General features: G+C 40.9%; 20 protein-coding genes. 12 read left to right on the forward strand and 8 right to left on the reverse strand.

What is annotated here, in order from left to right; all coding sequences use genetic code 11:
* Positions 1-67: 67 nt before the first annotated feature.
* Positions 68-1090: a helix-turn-helix domain-containing protein gene (locus tag HYG79_RS14380; protein WP_179242761.1), complete on the reverse strand. Its 1023-nt coding sequence runs from the start codon at positions 1088-1090 to the stop codon at positions 68-70.
* A gap of 199 nt (positions 1091-1289) precedes the next feature.
* Here HYG79_RS14380 and HYG79_RS14385 point away from each other — a divergent pair, with 199 nt between their 5' ends.
* The 3 genes from HYG79_RS14385 (at position 1290) to HYG79_RS14395 (ending at position 4331) form a co-directional block, all read left to right on the forward strand.
* Positions 1290-2036, forward strand: a complete 747-nt coding sequence (locus HYG79_RS14385; RefSeq protein WP_179242762.1) for a DUF3891 family protein — start codon at positions 1290-1292, stop codon at positions 2034-2036.
* Positions 2033-3526 carry a cryptochrome/deoxyribodipyrimidine photo-lyase family protein gene (locus tag HYG79_RS14390; RefSeq protein ID WP_179242763.1) on the forward strand — a complete coding sequence of 498 codons (1494 nt, stop codon included), beginning with the start codon at positions 2033-2035 and terminating at the stop codon, positions 3524-3526. The genes HYG79_RS14385 and HYG79_RS14390 overlap by 4 nt, the downstream gene beginning before the upstream one ends.
* A 76-nt stretch (positions 3527-3602) precedes the next feature.
* On the forward strand, positions 3603-4331 hold the full coding sequence (locus HYG79_RS14395; RefSeq protein ID WP_179242764.1) for a phosphatase PAP2 family protein: 729 nt from the start codon (positions 3603-3605) through the stop codon (positions 4329-4331).
* 26 nt (positions 4332-4357) lie between these two features.
* Here the strand turns inward: HYG79_RS14395 and HYG79_RS14400 are convergent, their stop codons facing one another.
* The 4 genes from HYG79_RS14400 to HYG79_RS14415 form a co-directional block, all read right to left on the reverse strand.
* Positions 4358-4561: a hypothetical protein gene (locus HYG79_RS14400; RefSeq protein ID WP_179242765.1), complete on the reverse strand. Its 204-nt coding sequence runs from the start codon at positions 4559-4561 to the stop codon at positions 4358-4360.
* 21 nt (positions 4562-4582) lie between these two features.
* On the reverse strand, positions 4583-5047 hold the full coding sequence (locus HYG79_RS14405; protein WP_179242766.1) for an arsenate reductase family protein: 465 nt from the start codon (positions 5045-5047) through the stop codon (positions 4583-4585).
* A 152-nt stretch (positions 5048-5199) separates the two neighbouring features.
* Positions 5200-6015, reverse strand: a complete 816-nt coding sequence (locus tag HYG79_RS14410) for a phosphatase PAP2 family protein (RefSeq protein ID WP_179242767.1) — start codon at positions 6013-6015, stop codon at positions 5200-5202.
* Positions 6016-6184: 169 nt separating this feature from the next.
* Complete coding sequence (locus tag HYG79_RS14415) at positions 6185-6625, reverse strand: BLUF domain-containing protein (RefSeq protein WP_179242768.1); 441 nt, start codon at positions 6623-6625, stop codon at positions 6185-6187.
* Positions 6626-6924: 299 nt separating this feature from the next.
* On the opposite strand from HYG79_RS14415, the gene HYG79_RS14420 reads away from it, so the two are divergent.
* The 8 genes from HYG79_RS14420 to HYG79_RS14455 all read left to right on the forward strand — a co-directional run bounded on the left by HYG79_RS14420 (position 6925) and on the right by HYG79_RS14455 (position 11975).
* Positions 6925-7089 carry a DUF1328 domain-containing protein gene (locus HYG79_RS14420; protein WP_179242769.1) on the forward strand — a complete coding sequence of 55 codons (165 nt, stop codon included), beginning with the start codon at positions 6925-6927 and terminating at the stop codon, positions 7087-7089.
* A 19-nt stretch (positions 7090-7108) separates the two neighbouring features.
* A complete protein-coding gene (locus HYG79_RS14425; protein WP_179242770.1) occupies positions 7109-7276 on the forward strand; it encodes a hypothetical protein in 168 nt (55 codons plus the stop codon).
* A gap of 67 nt (positions 7277-7343) precedes the next feature.
* Positions 7344-8747, forward strand: a complete 1404-nt coding sequence (locus tag HYG79_RS14430) for a DASH family cryptochrome (RefSeq protein ID WP_179242771.1) — start codon at positions 7344-7346, stop codon at positions 8745-8747.
* Entirely contained in the window at positions 8744-9847 is a 1104-nt protein-coding gene (locus HYG79_RS14435; RefSeq protein ID WP_179242772.1) for an AI-2E family transporter, read from the forward strand. Before HYG79_RS14430 ends, HYG79_RS14435 begins: the two co-directional genes overlap by 4 nt.
* A gap of 112 nt (positions 9848-9959) precedes the next feature.
* Positions 9960-10739, forward strand: a complete 780-nt coding sequence (locus tag HYG79_RS14440; protein WP_179242773.1) for a DUF1206 domain-containing protein — start codon at positions 9960-9962, stop codon at positions 10737-10739.
* Positions 10740-10852: 113 nt separating this feature from the next.
* Positions 10853-11155: a ribosome hibernation-promoting factor, HPF/YfiA family gene (gene hpf, locus HYG79_RS14445; RefSeq protein WP_179242774.1), complete on the forward strand. Its 303-nt coding sequence runs from the start codon at positions 10853-10855 to the stop codon at positions 11153-11155.
* 18 nt (positions 11156-11173) lie between these two features.
* Complete coding sequence (locus HYG79_RS14450) at positions 11174-11359, forward strand: CsbD family protein (protein WP_179242775.1); 186 nt, start codon at positions 11174-11176, stop codon at positions 11357-11359.
* Between the two features lie 124 nt (positions 11360-11483).
* Positions 11484-11975: a DUF4385 domain-containing protein gene (locus HYG79_RS14455; protein ID WP_179242776.1), complete on the forward strand. Its 492-nt coding sequence runs from the start codon at positions 11484-11486 to the stop codon at positions 11973-11975.
* A gap of 28 nt (positions 11976-12003) precedes the next feature.
* Here the strand turns inward: HYG79_RS14455 and HYG79_RS14460 are convergent, their stop codons facing one another.
* From HYG79_RS14460 to HYG79_RS14470, 3 genes are read right to left on the reverse strand one after another with little or no spacing between them, the layout of a single operon-like run.
* Complete coding sequence (locus tag HYG79_RS14460; RefSeq protein WP_179242777.1) at positions 12004-12276, reverse strand: DUF3253 domain-containing protein; 273 nt, start codon at positions 12274-12276, stop codon at positions 12004-12006.
* Positions 12273-12620, reverse strand: a complete 348-nt coding sequence (locus tag HYG79_RS14465) for a hypothetical protein (protein WP_179242778.1) — start codon at positions 12618-12620, stop codon at positions 12273-12275. The genes HYG79_RS14460 and HYG79_RS14465 overlap by 4 nt, the downstream gene beginning before the upstream one ends.
* Before the next feature lie 16 nt (positions 12621-12636).
* Positions 12637-14772, reverse strand: a complete 2136-nt coding sequence (locus tag HYG79_RS14470; protein WP_179243575.1) for a catalase — start codon at positions 14770-14772, stop codon at positions 12637-12639.
* Positions 14773-14990: 218 nt separating this feature from the next.
* Here HYG79_RS14470 and HYG79_RS14475 point away from each other — a divergent pair, with 218 nt between their 5' ends.
* Positions 14991-15443 carry a hypothetical protein gene (locus HYG79_RS14475; protein WP_179242779.1) on the forward strand — a complete coding sequence of 151 codons (453 nt, stop codon included), beginning with the start codon at positions 14991-14993 and terminating at the stop codon, positions 15441-15443.
* Positions 15444-15492 lie beyond the last annotated feature (49 nt).

Genomic DNA, 15492 nt, shown 5'->3' on the forward strand with positions numbered 1-15492 from the left:
AATGTATTTTAAATTTAAATGAACGTTTTGGAGCTATCTTAGGAATTTCGAACTTTTCATAAAGTAGTTAGCGGTCCCTATTATTCTTGGCCCTAAAACTTGATGGATTTATTCCATAGGCTGTACTGAAAACCTTAGTAAGATAACTTGTACTTTTATATCCGATAGCATTGGAAATTTCGGCTAAAGACAAATTGGTATTGACCAAAAGGGTTTTAGCCATTTCCATACGTTTGTTCTGAATGAAGGTATTGACGGATGACCCGAACAGTTCTTGAAATCCCTTTTGCAATTTCTTGGGATGAAGACCGACCTCTGATGCAATCTTATCAATAGTGGGGAGTTCAGAAAGTCTTTCCTCGATAATAGCTACGGCTTTTTGCAGTTGTTTGAGTTCAGATTGCCGCAGCAATGAGCGTTTGCCATCTTTTTTTAAGTCATCTTGATACTGAAGAATTTGGAGAGACAAAACTTTATAGGCCATACCTTCTAAAAACAGTTTTTTCAAATAATCCTCTTTTTTGAAAGAATTCAATTCACGAAAAAGGTCTGCCAATTCCAGACTATAATACCCATCGTAGAAGAACATTTTTTCCGCTTCAATGTCGGTTAGAAGTCCTTTTAAGGGTTCGCTCAGGCTTTTCAATTCACAATCCATCTTTTTTTGAAATCTTTCCCGTGCAATTTCCAAACTGTGTAACGATGTACGCTCATTTTTTTTAAACCGTAATACGTGGCCGTTAAATTTGCTGCTGGCTACAATCGCATTTTTGTACTGCTCGATTTTATGCCATTTCGAATTGTCTTCGAACTTATGCTTAAAAGAACCCTCCAAACAAAATAGAAATTTCAAAGGGTGTACTTCGTTTACCGAAAATTCAAAGACCATGTCGTCATTAAAGGTGCAATCGTATTCGATAAGGCCTAGTCCGTCCTCAAAATCAATCCCTTTAATAGTTCCTTCTCCTACTGTTTCGGGCAGTCTAAGTCCATAAATGGAGCAATTCTCTTGATAGGGTACATTTAAAGCTTTTGCAATATCTGTGACGACTTCCTTTAACGGAAGCGAACTGACTCGTATGGTTTTCATTCGGTTGTTTTCTAGGGCAAAATTACAAAAACTTCATAAGGGGATTTTTAATTGTAAAAGTAGTGTCGAAGGTGGTTTTCACGTTAACCGTATTTTTTTTTGAATTAACCTAAGCGAAACAGGAAGACTAAATTCGAACTCGTAATATGCAATGGCTATGCAAATTAGGCGATGACCATCGCAGCGAAAATTATCATCTATGCTAATTAATTTTATTGAAAAAGGATTAGAGGTTATTACCCATCCGGCCCATGGGCTTTTGTCGGGTAAGATTGCCCAAGAAATCCATCCCCAATTCAGATATATCAATTGGCTAGAAACGCTTATCGCAATTGTTGAGCACGACGATGAACAGTTATCCCCCGAAAAAAAGAACAGCATTTCGAAAATCGGGATGCCATTGGACTTTTTAAGAAATACCTTGCCGCCAGAAAAGGCTTTGATTCACGCCAGAGCAGTTTTTGATAAGGTTTTTTTGAAGTCAAGTTGGGCGGCGATGCTCTTGTCGTATCATCTCGAATTTTTATATGAGGATGCGGCTAAGGAATCCAAAGAGTTTAAAGAATTTCTTGATGATATGAAACAATTTCGAATCGTAACCAGTAATCTACATCAGGTTGAATTGGCCGATATGAAATCGTTATATCAGATTATGGTATTCTCTGACCGCCTATCCCTGGTTTTATGCCAAAATGAGGTGCCCGAATTGGGTAGAAAATTGGAAATTAACCAATCAATCGAGGATGAACAATTCTTTATCAGTCAGCAGAATGATGATAGTTTGAACGTTGAACCATGGGTTTTTAAGAGGAATAATTTCGAGCTGTTCATCGATACTAGAATAATTGCGGAAATCAAATTTAAGGACGAGAATGAATTTACGCAACAACTGATGTCAGCTCCTTTGCATCTGAAAAAATGGAGATTTTCCAAACCTAGCCAATGAAAGAATCAAAAAATGCGTTAAACATTGTTTGGTTGAAAAGGGATTTCCGATTGGAAGACCATGAGGCCTTATATCAAGCTAGTGAGGATGAAGATCACGTGTTGCTGGTTTTTTGTTATGAGGAATCGATATATTCGGATGCTCATTACAGCGATTTCCATTTAGATTTTATTAAGCAATCACTTGTGGAAATGAACGCCTCACTTCAAACCTTTGAGACCAAAGTTCTATCAATTCAGGCTGAGGTTATTCCTTTTTTAGACTGGTGCAAAGCAAAATTCGGGCAAATAAAATTGTGGAGTTCCCAAGAAACGGGACTCAATCTTACCTTTCAACGCGATATACGAGTAGGGCAGTGGTGCAAGACCAACGGAATCGAATGGGAAGAATTTCAAAATAACGGAGTAATCAGGGGGCTTAAAGACCGAAGCACTTGGTCTGCCGATTGGGGCAAGTTTATGCGAAGAAAAATCAAACCCATCAATCTTCACAACACTAATTTTTTATCCTTGACCCAAATCGAGCAATTCGAAACAAATTTTAAGGCATTCGGTACTTCGACCAAACCCAAAATCGAGGTTCAAAAAGGCGGTCATGTACAGGCAAAATTTTGGTTGGACACCTTTTTGGAAAGTCGCCACGAGGGGTATAATCGGCACATATCAAAACCGGTCGGATCTAGATTACATTGTAGTAGGCTCAGCCCCTATATCGCCTGGGGAAATATTTCTATCCGACAGATTTATCAGCAAACCGTTCAGCGCAAAAAGGAAATCAAGGACAAACGAAATCTATCCTCATTTATGTCTCGCTTGCGCTGGCAAAGCCACTTCATACAAAAATTCGAGATGGAACCCCGTATGGAATTTGAGGCGCATAACAAGGGTTTTCTGAATATTGGTTACGAACACAACGAAAAATATATCAAAGCGTGGAAAAAAGGGCAAACCGGTTTTCCCCTGGTCGATGCCAGCATACGATGTCTGATGGCAACGGGCTATGTCAATTTTCGTATGCGAACGATGATAAGCTCTTTTTTCTCCCACTTGCTTTTTCAGCATTTTGCGGAAATCGGCCCGTGGTTGGCCCGCAATTTTTTGGATTTCGAACCGGGCATCCATTATCCCCAACTACAGATGCAATCCGGTTTAACGGGTTATAATACGGTTCGCATTTACAATCCCACAAAAAATGCGAAAGATCATGACCCTGAAGCTATTTTCATAAAACGTTATGTTCCGGAATTGAGAAATCTACCGCCCAATTTGGCCATCGAGCCGTGGACGCTCACTGCCATGGAAAGTGAATTATATGAGTTTGATTTGGAGCGGGATTATTTTCTTCCAATTGTCGATATGGCAGAAGCTAGAAAAATTGCGCTCTCAAAACTCTACGGCCATCGAAAGGAACCTTTGGCTAAAAAGGAAAAAGAACGGATTTTAAATCGGCATACGATTCCAAGGAGGGACAATAGTTGGAATTCTAAATGAAGTTGATTTAGACCAGGCTACTTTTAAAGCTTTAGATGAAAGATTTTAAAAGTTTGCAGTCAAAATGAGATATAAAATGAAACAAAAACTCAAAATTTTTATTGGTGGCATAAGAAATTATCTATCTGTTCAGTTTAAAAAATATGATGAGAAATGGCCTTATCTAATTCTTATAGTCGTAGCTCTGGTGGTCGTTATCGGTGGCATTAATCTATTCGTCGAGCTTACGGATACGTTACATACAGAAACCTTGGCGAAGTATGACGAACAAATAACCGATTTCTTTATTTCACGGCGAAATCCGAAGCTTACCGATTATTTTCTGTTCGTAACCCATGTAGGGGATGTTTATGGGTATCTAGTGGTTCTGGCACTGACCATATTGGTATCGACCGTTGTTTTCAAACGCTGGAGGTATGTCGGTCAAGTGGTATTGGTGCTTTTCTTGGCTTCGGTTTCCAATATGATGTTGAAGCGGGCCATCGATAGGGCGCGACCGGGAATAGAGCATCTTGTTTCAGTAGAAACCTTGAGTTATCCGAGCGGGCATGCCATGAGCGCGATGGCCTTCTACGGATTCTTGATTTATCTTTTCTATACTTTTAGAATGAATAAGATTTTAAAAGGGCTTGCAGTACTATTTTTAATAATCCTGATTCTGAGTATTGGAATCAGTCGAATTTATCTCGGCGTACATTTTCCTTCGGACGTGGTGGGTGGATTTATTGCAGGGTTGATCTGGGTATTCTTTTGCATTTTTCTTTTCAATATTATCGAAGTATTCAGACGTGATCCGAAAACATAATCGCTACTTCTGTTCGATTCTTCCGTTTAGTTAGAACCCACCTCAAGAAATGAGATTACGACCGCGATAAGTATAATAAATGCCAAGACCACCGCTATGGTTACCCATGGGAACCGGTTTTTCGGAACATTCGTTGTCTGGTTTCGAACGCTGCCATCATCGACTTGCTTCGTGGGCACTGGCGAACTTTCGCTCGCTTTCATATTGTCCTTGCCTAAATCCCTTTCCATTATCAATTCTTTTTTTGTTTATTAATCCCTATCCGGTATGAAGGTTTCGTTTTCGGTATTGGATTTGGTATCAGGCCGACCTTCATCCGGACTTTGTTCCAGCCCAGCCGAATCTACTCCGTAGAATTTTAAGATATCATCGCGAGACTCGATTTGTTTGGCCCTATCTCCATTAATGGCAATAGGATTTTGCAACATGATCGGGTTTTGGTTTAAAATTTTCAACCATCCTTTTGTATCAAAACTACCGCCTTGAAATTTTTCAGGAACTTCAGGATGATCCGTGGCTAAAATTTCATCGAATCCCATACCAAGAAGCTCCGAAATTTCCGTCCAGGCGGTATCTCCTAAATTGTCCTTGGAAATGTCTATAGTATCGATTTGGAATTCCATTCCCTTTACATAGCCCAATACTTTTTCTCCAAGGTTTGAATTGGAGTTATAAATATAGCTAAGTTGATTTTTATCTCTTGCGAATACGCCCATCCGATACTATTTATAAAGTTCATTAGATTGAAACAATATTTGTATCTACTCAATATTATTTTCTCCGGGGTTAAATGTATTCAGATTAATGGTAGACGATTAGCGCAATACGTAGATAATGTACTCCGATTCATTTTGGTAAAAGTTCATTTTCAGAAACTCAGACGCAGTGTGATGGCGTTGAATTCTTGACCAAGTGGCAAACGACCCGCAGAAGGAAACACCTTTACCTTGTTCTCTTTCCTTTTGTGAAATTCCGGAACTAAAATGCCGGTAGCCGCCCCTAGAATATACCCAAGAACCACATCGGTCAAAAAGTGCTTACGCGCTTCAATTCGATAATATCCGGCCAAGACAGGAATTACTGCCGAAACCGTCCAGACAAAAGGCTTCAACTTAGAGTCCGGGTTAAAATCGCTAAACACTTTCGCGGCGAAAAAAGCTGCCGTAGCAGTCGCGGCCACATGGCCCGAATAAAAGGAGTTTTGCCCATTTGCCTCCAACCGCTCGTTTAGCGGGGCGTCCGAATTATAAACTAAGGGTCTGCTCCGATTGACAAGCCCTGCGGTAATGGTAAAAAAGGCCGAAGTTGTTGCCAGACTTTCCAAGTATAAACCTAAGATTTGAACAGCATGTTTATTCGCATTCTTATCCAAAAGCAAGCCAAAGGGCAGTGCGAACGAGCCATAAAAAGGGATATCGCTTACGTTATTCGCTTTTTCGGAATAATTGCCGGCAGCCCATCCATCAATACCGATAATATCTTCAGATTTTATTGAGTTGAGACGGTCATTAGTAATATTTTTCTTGTTGGATTTGATATAGAGACCTAACGCAGTACCGCTCAATGAACCTACAATCCAAGGCGTGTCTTTTTTCCAAGACATCTCGTATGGAGAATCTACAACTTGAGCACATATAGAATGGCAAAGGAAAATTGTCGATAATATGATAACGGTAATTCGCATCTTGTTTTTTTATCCAAAATGCGAAAGGGAAGCAATACCAGTTATCTTCAAAAAGGGAAAAATTGATTCTAAACCAATTTGAAGGCTTTTTACCCGCTGGCTGGCTCTCTAAAAAATAGGAATGCACAGATAAGAATTTATCAGGGGTGCAATCTCAAATTCTGATAAGTTATAAATCCGCAGGCGGATTGGAAATCAAAAATTTTGTACGGTCCCAAAATAATTTGGCGGTCAAGCGGGTAGGTTCGGTCAAATCCGCTAATAGTAATAGATTTCTTTTGAATTGCTCGAATTCGCTTTTGCTCGTAGTCTTCGCGTCGATAGGGTAGTAGGCCATTCCCCAATTCGGAAAGGTTCGCCTATCGATATCATCTTCCGAGAACATGTGAACCTCCTTATGACGATTGTCCGCCTTGATTTTTTCGTATAGCGCGTGAATCGTATCCTTTTCTCCTTCCAAAATCTGTATAAACCCACCCATATAATAGATAGGGCAACCCGTGATATCATCGCGCTGATTGTTTGAACGGGCCTGCTCCAAAAGCGCGTCTATATCCTCGGTCGCCATTTCATCCATGGCGATGGATTCGTAAGTAAGTGTGTAAAGCATAGAATTTCGAGTTTCCGGCAAATTTAAAGTTTTTAGTAAAATGCAAAAGCTAATATCCGGAAGGAAAAATGTAATAGCCTTGCTGCAATTTTAAAAAATGAGGCGAATTTACACTTAAGAACTTATGGTCGATGCTCTTTGGTTTGAGGCGGTTATGGCGTCTAATCAGCGGTTTAGAGTTAGCAATTCAATTTTTACAGCAAAGCTTTGATTAAAATAAATTACATATTTGGGTATCGATAATTGACTGGTTAAATGGTCGATATCAAGAATTATATAGTAATCTAAAAATATATAGTATGTTAAAGTGGACAGTAGTATTCGTTGTATTGGCAATCATTGCAGCAGTTTTTGGTTTTGGTGGGATCGCCGCCGGAGCGGCAGGGATAGCCAAAGTTTTGTTCTTCATTTTTCTTGCCTTAGTGGTAATCTCATTGCTGACTGGCAACAAGAAAATAGTGTAGAACGAAATCCTGAATCTTTATGAAAAAATCATTACTTCTTTTCATAGTTAACTTGGCCTTTATTTTGGCAGATGCCCATTTTCAGGATGAAATATCTGTAGATGGAATTGATGACAGCGCCGAGTGTGTCAGTATAGCTATTGAGGACGGTGTTTCGAACCCAACTAGGCAGGTTGCCACCCAATAATTTAAAATTTCAAACAAGATAATTCGGATAGTTGTCATTGCAACTATCCGTTTTAATTTATACCCAAATGGCGATACTATATTGGTTTAAGAACGATTTGCGATTGCATGACAACGAGGCCCTATACCGGGCAGTGGAATTAGGAAAGAAATTGCTGCTCTGCTATTGTATTGATCCAAAAAATTATCGTCAGCTGGATTTGGGTTTCAGAAAATCGGATAAAGTCCGACATCAATTTCTTTTACAATGCTTGGCCGATTTAAGAAGCCGCTTGCAAAGAATGGGCGGAAATCTTTTGGTCGTTAGCGGTAATCCGGCCATAGAAATTACGAAACTGGTTAACGAACTTAAAATTACCGATATCTACGCCGAGGAAGAATACGCCGAGGAAGAGTCGGAGCTGGTGGAGGGCGTAAAGAATGCACTTCCAGATTTCTGTCAGTTAAATCCATTTTGGGGTAGAACACTTTATCATAAAGACGATATACCTTATGCCATTGATGAAATTCCATTGATATCGAAAACGTATCGCATCAAGACCACTAAGGAAACCGAGGTTCGCGCTTGCTTTCCCGCCGTAAAAGAAATCGATTTTTTAAAAATAGCGGATTATGGGGAAATACCCGATTTGGAATCGGTAGTGCAAGAAAACAACAAATCGGAAGAAATCGAACCCTTTGTCAAAGGCGGGGAAACGAAAGCCCTAGAACGCCTCCAGCATTATTTTTTCGAAACCGAGCAATTAACGGCCTATAAGTGGACCCGTAACCGTTCGCTGGGAATGGATTACAGCTCAAAGTTCTCGCCCTATCTCGCACTTGGTTGCCTTTCCCCCAGATACGTTTATCATGAGGTCAAAAGGTATGAGGAAAAAACCAAGAAAAATTACGGAACATGGTGGTTTGTCTTTGAACTGGTTTGGCGTGATTTCTTCATTTTTCGGCACATGAGGGTCGGGCCTAAATTATATACTAAGAATGGTTTCAAAGGTAAAAAAGTCGAATTCGATAATTCAAAAATATTGTTTGATCGTTGGTGCGCCGGAAAAACCGGAATCCCTTTTATCGATGCCCACATGCGGCAATTAAGCCAAACAGGTTATATGAGCAATAGGGGTAGGGTCAATTGCGCTAGTTTTTTGATTCACGATTATAAAGTCGATTGGCGGTGGGGCGCGGCCTATTTCGAATCGAAACTGATCGATTACGACGTAAGCGTGAATTGGATGAACTGGCACATGCAGGCGTTCGAGATTTGGTACACGAATCCTGTGCATCAGGCGAACAAGTACAACGCCCAAGAATATATTCGTAATTGGCTTCCCGAACTCGCGCATTTGGATAATATTGCCATATTAATTCCATGGGAATCGGATATTGAATCGTATCCGAAACCCTTGGAAATATATCAAAAATGGCAACGGTCGATTAATACCATCAATAAGAAAAAGTTAAAAGAAACCGCCAAATGAAATCCACCGTGATCGCCAAGGGAATTTATAAGGCGTTTCTGTTAATTGCGGGAACTTTTCTTTTGCTCTATGTGCTGTATTTGATTCAATCCGTTATTGCTTATGTACTGCTCGCGGCCGTTTTTGCACTTATCGGTAGACCCGTTACGCTATGGTTGCGAACCAAGTTAAAATGTCCGAATATACTGGCGGTCTCAATTACCATTCTTCTATTGTTCACGTTGCTGGTGGGCTTGGTTTGGCTATTTGTTCCCTTAGTAACCGAACAGGGCGAAAAATTGGCCTTACTCAATTTAAAGAATATGCAGGCCGAACTTGAACTTTTCTTTCAAGAACTGACGAATTCTTTGGGGGCATCCAAGGAAATTGTTGAAGAAATCGTCGAAGAGGTCGATTTAGAGGAAACCGTAGAACGTGAAATGGAAACCGGATTTCTTCCCCGGGTATTTAATTCCGTAATGCAGGTCGTCGGTACAATGAGCATCAGTTTATTCTCCATAATTTTCATAACTTTTTTTCTTCTAAAAGATACTCAGATTATTCAGGGTACTTTAGTTCGCATGTTTCCATCGATGCATCGCCCAGGTATCATGAATTCCATCGATGTAACCAAGAACTTACTTTCTCGATACTTTATCGGTTTGCTGCTTCAAATTCTAATTTTGTTCATTATCTACGCAGCTACCCTGACCTTGGTAGGTATCGAACACCCCTTGGCCATTGCATTTTTATGTGCTCTGTTCAATATCATTCCCTATGTCGGTCCCATTATCGGTGCGGTGTTTATGATGGTCTTTACCGTAACCAGTAATCTAGGCTTGGATTTTGGAATCGAAATAGTACCAAAAATGGCCTACGTCGCCATTGGCGTCATCGTAGGCCAATTAATCGATAATTTCTTTTCCCAGCCGTTTATTTTCTCCAACAGCGTAAAATCGCATCCGTTGGAAATATTTCTGATTATAATTATGGCCGGACTGCTGTTCGGGGTTGTGGGGATGATTGTAGCCGTACCGGGTTATACGGTGCTTAAAGTTATTTTGAGGGAATTTATCCCTGAAAATAGGATTGTTAAGGCACTGACGACGCGATTGAAATAAAACATGATGACGCGATTGAAATAAAACATTATGACAATTGGTTCACAATTTCGGGTTATCCGGTTAATCAAATTCTTCATAACGGATTACTTTATGTTCCAAACTTTAAAAGATGGATGAAAAAATCAAACACATTGCAAGGACGGGTTATGCCTCAAAAGGTACGGTCTATGCACTTACGGGAATATTGGCCTTTGGGGCCGCAATAGGACTAGGACGTTCTTCAGAAGGGAAATTGGGCGTACTGAAATTTTTACAGGGTCAACCCTTCGGAAATATTCTATTGGGAATTTTGGGCCTCGGTTTACTGTGCTATGCATTTTGGCGGTTCTTTCAAAGTATCAAAGACCCGGAAGATATTGGAACGGAAGCTAAGGATGTTGTAAAACGTATCGGTTTTTTCTTTAGCGGACTCGTCTATCTCGGATTAGGTGTTTATTCGATTTACCATATTTTCAATCCAGCGAGCGGTGGTAGCAAATCGGGTGGAAGTTCGATGATTCCCTCGGAATATCTCGACTACGTATTTTATGCGGTGGCAATAGGTCTTGCTATAAAGGCGGTGTTTCAAATCGTCAAGGCATATAAGGGAGATTTTCTTAGAAAATTCCATTTGAATAGTCTCTCCAATATCAATACGAGAAAAACGATTAAATGGTTGGGCTATGCGGGTATGGTATCCAGAGCGATTGTTATTGGTATCGTATCCTATTTCTTCTTTAGGGCCGCAGATACGGCCAGTCAAGGCGATATCAAAGGTACCTCGGACGCTTTTTCCTTCTTACGGCAAAATTCGGAAGGCCCGTGGTTAATGGGTTTCGTAGCACTGGGTCTAATTTGTTATGGTGCCTATATGTTCATCATGGCGAAATACAGACGGTTTGATGATTAATAGCACTTCAAGCGCATGAGGCCCCTATCAATCGGATTAATATTAGGATGTTTAGGGATAAATAAATAAAAAACAAAGGGTTAATTTGGGAGAGTACAACTTAAAATAAGCGAATGCAAATCATATATGAGTACCACGACGTTGCCCAAAGCGACCGTCTAGAAAATTTAGCACAGGAGAAGTTGGAGGACTTAAAAAAGAAATTCGATATGATAATCCGTGCGGATGTTTTTTTCAAGGAAGAAAACACGACTTCCGATGAGACCGGAAAGATTTGCAATATTCGATTAAGTCTGCCCGGCCCGAGATTGTTCGCGGAGGCAAGTCATGAAAATTTTGCAAGTTCCATCTCCGAATCGGTCAGCGATTTGGAGCGGCAATTGCGAAAGCGAAAAGAGAAATTGAAAACATTTTAACCCTTAAAATCAGAAATTATGAACAGCGATCAATTAGAAGGTAAGTGGAAACAGGTCAAAGGCGAATTTAAACAGAAATACGGCAATTTGACCGACGATGATGTAACCTATTCCGAAGGTAAATTTGACGAAATGATGGGTCGACTTCAAGAAAAGACCGGGAAGCGTCGAGAGGAACTGGAACGGGAAATCGAAAATTGGTAAAATTTTGAATAGGTCACTCACAGAAAATAACCTCTAAAAATAGTTAGGGGTTATTTTTTTTGGGAAATATTTAGTTTCCAAATTTCACTTTAACATAGCAGCCTCAAAAACAGCCATCTAAGAAATGAAGAAATTCGATTATAGTCTTGACTACAAAAATTTGAATCTGCGCGAACGCCCAGAACTGTATGCCATTGGGAAGGGCGAGCAAGGGGTGCTTCTTGTCGAACCCTATAAATCGGAAATTCTGCCCTATTGGCGATTTAAGAATCCCGAAATTGCTTCGAAGTCCGCCACAAAAATTTATGAATTGTTTCTTGACTATTTAAGAGATAATGATTTTGTCGGTGCGGATATGGCACGAAAGTATTTGCAAATGGGCTTTACCCGCGCTCGGCGCTATGCCAACTACAAAGGAGGGAAGAAATATGATGGTCCCGTACCCAAGGATAAAAAAGGGCAAAGTGGCTCACATGGTCGAAAACAGTTGGAGCGTCAGAAGGAAGATGTTGTAAAGGCCGAGGCAGCGGCTATTTTCAAAACCAAATTGGAGTTGGCTAAAAGCAATGCGGATTATTTAAAGCAGAAGAAAAATTTTGTTGAGGCCTTTGGGTAATCTTATTTTGGAATTGCTATTGAAAAATTCAATTGCTTTTTGATCTTTTTTTTTGAAGTCGAATCGGGCCTCTTGCCTCCGATGGTTTTTTAACGATTTTCACGCCCTTTTGAAGTGCAATTAATTGTCCGGATGTCACAAGGTTGTCGGCCACCTCTCGAACTAAATCCATTTTATCGCGCCAAATATCCGGAGCAAATTTTCGAGCCACTTCCGAAGGGCAGTAGGTTTTATCCAAACCCCTTTCCTCGGCAAATTGTAAATGCAAATCTTTAATTTGTTCCTCGACGTTTTTGCTCATTTTTCGGCATCCGGTGGAAGGATGTTTTCGTCTTTTATATTTTCCTCCGGTATTTTACTTATAAATTCGAACAAATCTGTATTCGCGCTAGGCCCATAACCTACCAACAACGTGCCTTTGCCATCATCCGAAGTTTGAATGACATACAGAATCGACATATCATCGGGATTGCTCATTCCCTCATAGCGGTGTTCCTTTACGATTGTGATGTCGGTAGGGCTATATACTTTTTCCGTCTTTAGGCTGCGCAGATTTCCATCCACAAATTGATACGAATCGGAATATCCCACTTTTTCATATTGCTTGATATAATCGGTTTCATGTTTAGCAAAATCATTTTCCATAGTTGAGTTTTTCAGGTTAAACGGCAATTTTCTCAGCCTTAGCCATCCGCTTCCAATTGCGATGCTTCGCAATGGCCGAGATAAAATCCTTGGCTTTGCCATTGATAAAGATGGCTTCATCATTTTCCATATCGTTGATGGCACTTTCTTCCAGTAAACGTGCCCCTTCATTATCGACGGCAATGGCCTTACAATGTTTATAGGCTTCCTCGACAAACTTGAGAAATTTAGCTTTTTCCAAGAGCGCTTTAACGGACTTTTTTCCTCCGGGAATATACACGGCATCGAATAATACGCTTTCCGTAGTCATAATTGATGCATCGACCTTATGCTCCATTTCGGAATCACAGGTAATGGTACCACCATGCGGTGCAACGAGTTTGACCATGGCATTTTGTTTTTCCAAAGCCTTTTTCATATTGTCAAAATCCTTCATGTTAAAACCATCGGCGACCAAAAAAGCGATTTGCCGGGTTGCGATGGAATCGAAAATGGTATTCGCTTGGCTCAATGTGGGAGCTTTGTCAAGGTAGTTTTTTTTCTTGCCGGGCTGATGTTCCTTAACCTTGGCATCGGCACCGATGGCCTGATTGATAGGTTTATCAATGCTTTTCGGCACTTTCATACCTAAATTTTCGGCCACATTTTTGGCTAAGTCGGTATCGATTTGGGAAATAATCCACAACATACGTTCCTTGATATGGTCGTGGTTGCATTTGCCTAATTCAAAGGAGTAGGCATCGACGACATGAGCTTTTTCCCAGTCGGCCAGACTTCTATAGAATAACGCAGGTTGCGAAAAGTGGTCACTGAAACTTTCGCTTCGGGTTCGGATTTTCTTCGCATCGATTCGCTCTTGGTACGATTCAAAACCACCTTCCGCTACTTTGGAAAGATAGGGGCAGCCACCGCCCAAGGTATTCGGGAAATAAGCGGTTTGCCCTTTCGGAATCTCCATTTGCATGTGGCCGTCACGCTGGTTGTTATGCACATCGGATACCGGTCTGTTTATTGGTAGCTGATGAAAATTATGGCTGCCCAATCGGGACAATTGTGTATCACGATAGGAAAACAAACGGCCTTGCAAGAGTGGATCGTTCGTAAAGTCGATACCCGGTACGATATTACCGGGCAAAAAGGCTACTTGCTCCGTTTCCGCAAAGAAGTTTTCGGGATTTCGATTGAGCACCATTCGACCGATACGCTGTACGGGTACCATTTCTTCGGGAATCAATTTTGTGGGATCCAAAAGGTCAAACTCGAATTTATGCTCATCTTCTTCGGGAACGACCTGTATGCCCAATTCCCATTCCGGAAATTGTCCAGCTTCGATGGCATCCCACAAATCCCTTCTATGGAAATCGGAATCCGCACCACTGATCTTTACGGCCTCGTCCCAAGTTACGGAATGAACACCCAATTTTGGTTTCCAATGGAATTTGACGAAGTGCGCTTCCCCTTTTTTGTTGATCAGTCGGAAGGTATGGATGCCAAACCCTTCCATCATCCGATAACTTCGAGGTATGGCTCGATCGCTCATTAGCCAAATTTGGTTGTGCATCGTCTCGGTGGTTAATGATACAAAATCATAGAAGGTATCGTGCGCCGAGGCCGCTTGCGGAATTTCCTTGTTCGGTTCTGGTTTGACCGAATGTATCAAATCCGGGAATTTCATGGCATCTTGAATAAAGAAAATCGGCATATTGTTTCCGACCAAATCCCAGGTACCTTCCTCAGTGTAAAATTTCACGGCAAAGCCACGCACGTCCCTGGCCAAATCTGTAGAACCTTTGGAACCGGCCACCGTGGAGAACCGGACAAATACAGGTGTTTTTCGGGAGGTATCCGTAAAGATTCCTGCTTTGGAGTACTGATCGATACTCTCATATAGCTCGAAATACCCGTGGGCACCACTTCCGCGCGCATGTACGATCCGTTCTGGAATACGTTCATGGTCGAAGTTGTGAATTTTTTCACGGAGTAGAAAGTCTTCAAGTAAGGTCGCTCCCCGTTCCCCTGCTGTTAGGGAGTTGTTGGTATCGTTGACCTTCAGCCCCTGTCTTGTAGTCATGGGTTTATCCTGACAATCTATCGTATAATTTTTTAACTGCTTCTCTTTTTCGGTGGACTTTGAAGTTTTCTTTTGTGCCATGGGAATCAATTTTGGAGTTTTACTTTTCTTGATATTTCGGGATTTCAAACTGTCCATTGAAATTAGTTTTCTCCCCCTAAAGCCATTGGCTGCATAAAGCGCATTATTGACCCAAACCCTTCTGTGGTCGTTAATCCGGATTCCTTTTTCGCATTGCACTATTTTCTAAGCTTTTTGCAATAAGGAAATGATAGAGGCATAAGTAACTTTAATCTGTTATGAACAAGAGAAAACAAAAATCGGATTTCCTATACGGTGTGTTCGTCTTGCGGGAACAATTGCACACCTATTTGGATATTTTGGACAAGCACCGCAAACCCTTGGATGCGCATCTTGGGGAGACCACAACATTACGAATTTTGACTAACAAAAAGGTATTATTGGAGAGGGTAGAGGATAAATTTATGGCCTTATCGAGAATGACCATCAGCAATGCCGAAAATTTTGAGCCTTATGAAAGCCCATGGATCAATTCCGATGGACTACCGTTGTCTAATTCGAAACGTTCAATCCTGAAAGTACTGGTGGATTTTGATAAGGTTGTTATGGTCTGGTGCTATTTTTTTATCACTGCCGAAGAAATCGATGCCGATGATGCGGGATTTATGTTGTCGCTTATTCAGGATACTAAATTTGAAATAGATAATTTAATTGCTGAGTTGGAGCAGTAAGGCTAATCATTCGCCTTATTCATACCCAATTCGGTTTCAAATAGTTGGA

It is taken from the genome of Costertonia aggregata, assembly GCF_013402795.1.
In the GTDB taxonomy this organism is placed as follows: domain Bacteria; phylum Bacteroidota; class Bacteroidia; order Flavobacteriales; family Flavobacteriaceae; genus Costertonia; species Costertonia aggregata.

Bases quoted from the DNA above. Each gene is read 5' to 3' on its own strand.
- HYG79_RS14380 (WP_179242761.1), bottom strand. From the start codon at position 1,090: ATGAAAACCATACGAGTCAGTTCGCTTCCGTTAAAGGAAGTCGTCACA.
- HYG79_RS14385 (WP_179242762.1), top strand. From the start codon at position 1,290: ATGCTAATTAATTTTATTGAAAAAGGATTAGAGGTTATTACCCATCCG.
- HYG79_RS14390 (WP_179242763.1), top strand. From the start codon at position 2,033: ATGAAAGAATCAAAAAATGCGTTAAACATTGTTTGGTTGAAAAGGGAT.
- HYG79_RS14395 (WP_179242764.1), top strand. From the start codon at position 3,603: ATGAAACAAAAACTCAAAATTTTTATTGGTGGCATAAGAAATTATCTA.
- HYG79_RS14400 (WP_179242765.1), bottom strand. From the start codon at position 4,561: ATGGAAAGGGATTTAGGCAAGGACAATATGAAAGCGAGCGAAAGTTCG.
- HYG79_RS14405 (WP_179242766.1), bottom strand. From the start codon at position 5,047: ATGGGCGTATTCGCAAGAGATAAAAATCAACTTAGCTATATTTATAAC.
- HYG79_RS14410 (WP_179242767.1), bottom strand. From the start codon at position 6,015: ATGCGAATTACCGTTATCATATTATCGACAATTTTCCTTTGCCATTCT.
- HYG79_RS14415 (WP_179242768.1), bottom strand. From the start codon at position 6,625: ATGCTTTACACACTTACTTACGAATCCATCGCCATGGATGAAATGGCG.
- HYG79_RS14420 (WP_179242769.1), top strand. From the start codon at position 6,925: ATGTTAAAGTGGACAGTAGTATTCGTTGTATTGGCAATCATTGCAGCA.
- HYG79_RS14425 (WP_179242770.1), top strand. From the start codon at position 7,109: ATGAAAAAATCATTACTTCTTTTCATAGTTAACTTGGCCTTTATTTTG.
- HYG79_RS14430 (WP_179242771.1), top strand. From the start codon at position 7,344: ATGGCGATACTATATTGGTTTAAGAACGATTTGCGATTGCATGACAAC.
- HYG79_RS14435 (WP_179242772.1), top strand. From the start codon at position 8,744: ATGAAATCCACCGTGATCGCCAAGGGAATTTATAAGGCGTTTCTGTTA.
- HYG79_RS14440 (WP_179242773.1), top strand. From the start codon at position 9,960: ATGGATGAAAAAATCAAACACATTGCAAGGACGGGTTATGCCTCAAAA.
- hpf (WP_179242774.1), top strand. From the start codon at position 10,853: ATGCAAATCATATATGAGTACCACGACGTTGCCCAAAGCGACCGTCTA.
- HYG79_RS14450 (WP_179242775.1), top strand. From the start codon at position 11,174: ATGAACAGCGATCAATTAGAAGGTAAGTGGAAACAGGTCAAAGGCGAA.
- HYG79_RS14455 (WP_179242776.1), top strand. From the start codon at position 11,484: ATGAAGAAATTCGATTATAGTCTTGACTACAAAAATTTGAATCTGCGC.
- HYG79_RS14460 (WP_179242777.1), bottom strand. From the start codon at position 12,276: ATGAGCAAAAACGTCGAGGAACAAATTAAAGATTTGCATTTACAATTT.
- HYG79_RS14465 (WP_179242778.1), bottom strand. From the start codon at position 12,620: ATGGAAAATGATTTTGCTAAACATGAAACCGATTATATCAAGCAATAT.
- HYG79_RS14470 (WP_179243575.1), bottom strand. From the start codon at position 14,772: ATGGCACAAAAGAAAACTTCAAAGTCCACCGAAAAAGAGAAGCAGTTA.
- HYG79_RS14475 (WP_179242779.1), top strand. From the start codon at position 14,991: ATGAACAAGAGAAAACAAAAATCGGATTTCCTATACGGTGTGTTCGTC.